Genomic DNA, 4,381 nt, shown 5'->3' with positions numbered 1-4,381 from the left:
AGAGCGCCCTGCGTATTTTTATTTTGGTGTAACCTTACGTAGTTCAGCAGGATTGAATGTAGTTAACCATTTTTTTTGAACGTCTGCTGGCAAGTTCATACCTTCATAGTAGAATTCACCATAAGCGTCAGGTAAAGCTGTAATTTCCACTTCAAATTCTGCTAACTCGTCTGCTCCATTTTCGATACTCTTAACAAATCCAGTAGCGGCAGAGCAATTAGGGAACGCGATTAAACGGTTATTATCTTCGAATGTATCGTATTCTTCAGCGACGAATGAGAAGTCTTCCCCCACACTTTTCATGCCATACGAGTATACATCATTGATTAAACCTTCGTTTTTAAGGCCGAAAATTTTACGGGCCACTTTTAAATCCATGTGTCCTGAGATTTTAACAGTTAATCGTGTTGGTTTCGCTTTTTTCTTTTTCGTTACACCACCGCAAATTTTTGAGATTGTTTTGATTTCCGTTTCTGCATCTAATTTACCGATACATCCGAAAGGGCTTGTTACGGATTCACCTTTAAAAAGTAAACTTGCGTTCTTAATCTCGACGGCGTCAAACACGTCAATCGTAGTTGTAGGCATTTAATTTCCTCCTAATGTCTTATTCATTTCTTCTATCAAGGCTTTATTAAGCTCTTGGACAGATTTATTCATTTCTCTGTCCACACCATGCTCCATAAACAACTCGGGTTTATTACCTTTACTCTTCCCGACTCCTAAATCCGGGAAAACTAGATACGCATATTTAACTTTCGGCTTTAGGGTTAATGTTAAGTTTTCTTTTAAAGTCCCTTGAATGGCCTTCGATAGTTTTGCGTGTGGTTTCTTTCTATCTGAAATCGGTATGAAACCAAGGATAGACTTTTGCATAATAGGTGATATTTTCTTTTTTAACTCTTCATTAATAATTTTCTCTGCAACGTTTGGTAATCGCTCAATGTTCCTTTGGTACGCTTCAAATTGCGCCGAATCAACGCTAAATTTAGCAGACAAGTTTGATATTCCTCGTCAATTCAAAAGTGAGTACATCCACAAAGAATTCAGTGTCTTTCTTTTTCATTCTGTCTTTGAGCGACTTATTGCAAGTGTGGCCAGTTTTAGAAAGGCTGCCCATAAATTCTAATTGCAGGTTGTCCAAGTCTTCTCTATTTTCCGAGAAGAAATAAACAGTAACTTCCTGGGTGTAATTTGTAGCACCTGTCCTTTCGAATCCGCCAGTCTCAAACACCACATGATGAATTGTGGATAGATTCGCTTCATCTTCTTGTACAATATCCTGATAAACTTGAGCGCCACTGAAGAATGATTCTAAGTGCTCAACCAGTTTGACATTATACTTCTCAATCAGTTCGTTCCGTGTCATCAAGACCACCTACCTTTTGTAAATAGAAATACATACTGTTTTGAAAACGATCAGCTTTAATAATGCTGTAAGAAACGCCACGCAATTTGAGAGTTAGGTTGTCCACATCTTTTCTTTTAAATATAGGAGCATACAACGTTTCAATCTTCCTATCTAACTGTTTCCCCACACTATTCACTAGCTGCATATCCATCTCACGACATGAAAGTTCTGCAAATCTAAGTTTGATTATCTCGACATTTTCATATCCAATTACTTTCTTAGTGGCATTTCGAATCGTTTTCTTCTCTATGACACTTACAAACCCGTCATTGTAAGTCTTTCTATGTCGTTCGATTGCCATTACACTTCCCTCTCTTTTAAGGCAACGTGTAAAATCAACCTGGAAAGTGGTTGTTCAAAGTTCGTTTCATATTGATCAAGAGCATTATTATACTCGTATCGGATGCGATTTATAACTAACTCACGTGCGGATAAATTGATCTTCAGATCAAGTTCAACGCCTACTACATCATTCATATAGTAAACAGAACGATCTATCAGCTTTAGGATGTTATTGTCTTCCTCATCCCACGTAATGGCTAGTGCTTCTTTCACATCATTAATCAAATCGAAAGGCGATACTACAACCGCCTTTGCTTGTTCATTTTCCATATACGATCACCTCTTATTTAGAAGCTGGTGGCATTACTGGCGTGTTTGGATCAACTAAACCAGAAATATCGTAAACTAAGAACGAATCATTACGATCAGCACGACCGTTCGCATACATTTTAGCAATGTATAAATCTTCGTCTTCGATAGCACGAGTTTGGTCGTACACATCTAAACGTTGCGCACCGCCTAATCCTAAGAAGTAGTCTTTCGCCATACCTACAACTAGTTTCCCTTTTGGAACAGCGTTAGATTTAACAATTGAACCTGGAATCGGAAGAACATTATAAGCGTAAGTTCCATCTGCATTAGGGCGTGTCGTGTAACCGTAAACTTTAGCCCAGTAATCAACTGGATTCACAATTAACATGACATTGTCAGGGTTACGTTTCCCGTCACGAGTAAGTAAAGCCATGATGTTACCTAACGTGTAAGGAGAAAGGTCTTTTAGAACAGCTGTTACAGCTTTATCAGCATTTTCTCCGTTCGCAACATTTAATAAATCTTTCATCATACCGATAGGTTGATCTTTACCCGTACCGCGAACAATGGCTACTTCTAAAGCGATTTTTAAAGATTCAACTAATACAGTACGAACATATCGGTCTAACCATACTGGGCCTAAATCAAGCATTGCCTTACATACAGGCATGAAAGCAGATAGTTTGTATTGGCTGATGTGAATTGTTTCGAAACCTTCGTCTAACAGTTCTTTATGAGCAGCACATAATTTGCCCCAGAACGCTGTTTGAACATCACCCTTTTTCAGAATCCATTCCGTTAAAGCACCAACGTTCACAAAGTTAATTTTTGAAAGTAATTCGTGAGAACCAACTAAGTCTTCAAATACTCGTTCGATAACAGTTGGTGGCACCAATGCTTCCGTGCCAGCAAAGGAATTACCAGCAATTACTTGGTTGTAATATTTTGTTTCTTGGCTAGTTAAAGCACGTCCACCGCGTGCGGCTAGGATAGCTTGGTCACTAGATTGTACAGAAGCTTGTTGTAGAATTTCGTTTTGAATACCTTGCGCGAATTGTACCAAAGCGTTATCTACCTGTTCAGGTGTTCCACTTGCTAAAACTTCGCTTAAATTTTGACGATTGTCAATTTTAGTTTCTAAATCTTTACCCATTGTAAAGTTCCCCCTATAGTTTGATAGATTGTAATAATGAAGCCATAAAATTTGCTGATTTCTCAGCATTTTGAATACGTTTGTCACCTTCATTTTCGATAGGTACTTCTTCTTCTGGTTCTTCGTTGGCCACACTTTCTATTGAATCTACAATTTCATCACAGAAACCATACGATTTAGCTGTTTCAGCGGTCATGTACGTTTCGTTGTCAAGTAACGCTTCTAATTCGTGAAATTCACCGTTAAAACGATTTCTATATGATTGGATCAAAGCATCATCAACATCGCGTAACATGTTGGCTTGCTTTTCTAACGAATCAGCATTACCGTACGCATAAGTTGAAGCCCTATGAACCATCATTGTTGTATTAGATGGCATGATAATTTTGTCAGCGCCCATTGCAATCAAAGAAGCTGCTGACGCTGCAATTCCATCAACAACTGCAGTAACTTTGGCCTTGTGGCTTCGCAAATAGTTACAAATTGCAATCCCTTCAAAAGCATCACCGCCGACAGAATGAATGTGTAATTCAATTTCGTCAGCATCCATGTTATCGAACATTTCACGAGTTTTCTTTGCGTTAATATCGCCCCACCAACCAGCGCCAACAGTTCCATGCATATAAGCAACAACTTTTTTACTGTTCTCCTGATTCTCCATCATTAGGAACTTCGGTTGAATCTTTTCCATTTCCATCATTTTCACTCCCTTCCATCGTTCCGCTTATTCTTGCTCTCTCATAGTTCTTAGTAACATAACGTTCATTAGCCCAATCTTCTTCTATTTGTTCTTTTCCTAATCGTTCTAACACATCGTTTATACTCATGCCACCAACAGCGAATAGTTTGTCCACAGCGTTTGCGAACTTTGTTAGGTCAAACAATTTAAAGTTCTTCATATCAAATTTGATATAAGTTTTGTTTAAAAATTGATCTCTAGTAAACATCTTTTTGTTGTACTCGTTAGCAATCATGTCACCGATTGGTCTAACAGAGAAAAGTATGAAATGATCTAGGTCACCAGTAGGATTACCAGAAGTAGAGATACCACCTTCGCTCATTCCACTTAATAATGATGGTGGTATGTGGAAAGCAACGGCCACAAAGTCTAACATATCTTTTGCAAGATTCTTAATATCTCGTGTATCCAATTTTTGTAGGTCTTTACTCTGATCTTCTAAATTAACTTGCTCCGGCAAAAACAAAACAGACGCAAGCTTTTC

The 4,381-nt window shown here is 38.3% G+C and carries 8 protein-coding genes; all 8 read right to left on the bottom strand.

The window, feature by feature from the left end; all coding sequences use genetic code 11:
- Window positions 1-18: 18 nt before the first annotated feature.
- A complete protein-coding gene (locus tag ACQRBL_RS30590) occupies window positions 19-588 on the bottom strand; it encodes a hypothetical protein (RefSeq protein WP_001143441.1) in 570 nt (189 codons plus the stop codon).
- Complete coding sequence (locus tag ACQRBL_RS30585; protein ID WP_023523039.1) at window positions 589-999, bottom strand: hypothetical protein; 411 nt, start codon at window positions 997-999, stop codon at window positions 589-591.
- Window positions 989-1,369 carry a hypothetical protein gene (locus ACQRBL_RS30580; RefSeq protein WP_023523040.1) on the bottom strand — a complete coding sequence of 127 codons (381 nt, stop codon included), beginning with the start codon at window positions 1,367-1,369 and terminating at the stop codon, window positions 989-991. The genes ACQRBL_RS30585 and ACQRBL_RS30580 overlap by 11 nt, the downstream gene beginning before the upstream one ends.
- Window positions 1,347-1,712 carry a hypothetical protein gene (locus ACQRBL_RS30575; protein WP_000963828.1) on the bottom strand — a complete coding sequence of 122 codons (366 nt, stop codon included), beginning with the start codon at window positions 1,710-1,712 and terminating at the stop codon, window positions 1,347-1,349. The genes ACQRBL_RS30580 and ACQRBL_RS30575 overlap by 23 nt, the downstream gene beginning before the upstream one ends.
- The gene (locus ACQRBL_RS30570) at window positions 1,712-2,023 is read right to left on the bottom strand and encodes a hypothetical protein (protein ID WP_023523041.1); all 312 of its coding nucleotides are present in this window, start codon (window positions 2,021-2,023) and stop codon (window positions 1,712-1,714) included. The genes ACQRBL_RS30575 and ACQRBL_RS30570 overlap by 1 nt, the downstream gene beginning before the upstream one ends.
- Before the next feature lie 13 nt (window positions 2,024-2,036).
- Window positions 2,037-3,158, bottom strand: coding sequence for a phage major capsid protein (locus ACQRBL_RS30565; protein WP_023523042.1), 1,122 nt, complete (start codon window positions 3,156-3,158; stop codon window positions 2,037-2,039).
- 13 nt (window positions 3,159-3,171) lie between these two features.
- Complete coding sequence (locus ACQRBL_RS30560) at window positions 3,172-3,855, bottom strand: head maturation protease, ClpP-related (RefSeq protein ID WP_098687047.1); 684 nt, start codon at window positions 3,853-3,855, stop codon at window positions 3,172-3,174.
- A partial coding sequence (locus ACQRBL_RS30555; protein ID WP_336295097.1) for a phage portal protein occupies window positions 3,797-4,381 on the bottom strand: 585 nt, incomplete at its 5' end. The genes ACQRBL_RS30555 and ACQRBL_RS30560, both read right to left, overlap by 59 nt.

Origin of the sequence: Bacillus sp. AF62 (genome assembly GCF_050312695.1) — a bacterium.
GTDB lineage: Bacteria > Bacillota > Bacilli > Bacillales > Bacillaceae_G > Bacillus_A > Bacillus_A cereus.
Note: the sequence above shows the minus strand (reverse complement) of the source record. Positions and strands in the feature narration are given on the sequence as shown.